1 protein-coding gene is annotated in these 728 nt (G+C 55.6%); it reads left to right on the forward strand.

What is annotated here, in order from left to right:
- Positions 1-71: 71 nt before the first annotated feature.
- A partial coding sequence (locus tag NWI01_RS18645; RefSeq protein ID WP_141385426.1) for an IS110 family transposase occupies positions 72-728 on the forward strand: 657 nt, incomplete at its 3' end.

Consider the following 728-nt stretch of genomic DNA (forward strand, 5'->3'; position numbering starts at 1 on the left):
CCAGCTAATGGGATGGACGGCTCTCCCTCCACCATTCAGGCTGAGAGCCTGCAACAGGAAGGAGAGCTGCAATGAGTATCGAGGTTCTCGGCATCGATATCGCCAAAAATGTATTCCAACTTCACGGTGTGAACCGCGGTGGCGGGGTCGTGTTCAAACGGAGGGTCATGCGCGATCAGCTTCTGGAAGTGGTCGCTCAGATCGAGCGATGCACGATTGTTATCGAGGCATGTACCGGAGCATTCTACTGGGCTCGTAAAGTTGAGGAGGTCGGGCACCAGGTGAAGATCATCAGTCCGCAATATGTGAAGCCGTTCGTGCGACGGCAAAAGAACGATGGTAATGATGCCGAGGCCATTTGTACGGCCGCACGTCAACCCCACATTCCCCTCGTCCCGAAGAAGAGCATCGAACAGCAGGATATTCAGGCGCTGCATCGTGCGCGGCAACGGATGGTCAATCACCGGACCGCTGTCGTCAGCCAAATTCGAGGTCTCCTGCTCGATCGTGGGTTCGCTATCGGCAAGAGCATCACCCGAGCGCGCCGCATAATTCCGGAGATACTGTCTGACGTCGAGAACGAAATAACCGTACTCGCTCGCGAAGCACTCAACGAACTCTATGATCTCTTCCGCGACCTTGACCGCCGCATCATCATCTTCGACAGGAAGATCGATGCGGTGTTCCGCGACAGTGAGGTGTGCCAACGCATCGCAAAGATCAAGGGT

The organism is Nitrobacter winogradskyi, assembly GCF_006539545.1.
Classification (GTDB): domain Bacteria; phylum Pseudomonadota; class Alphaproteobacteria; order Rhizobiales; family Xanthobacteraceae; genus Nitrobacter; species Nitrobacter winogradskyi_A.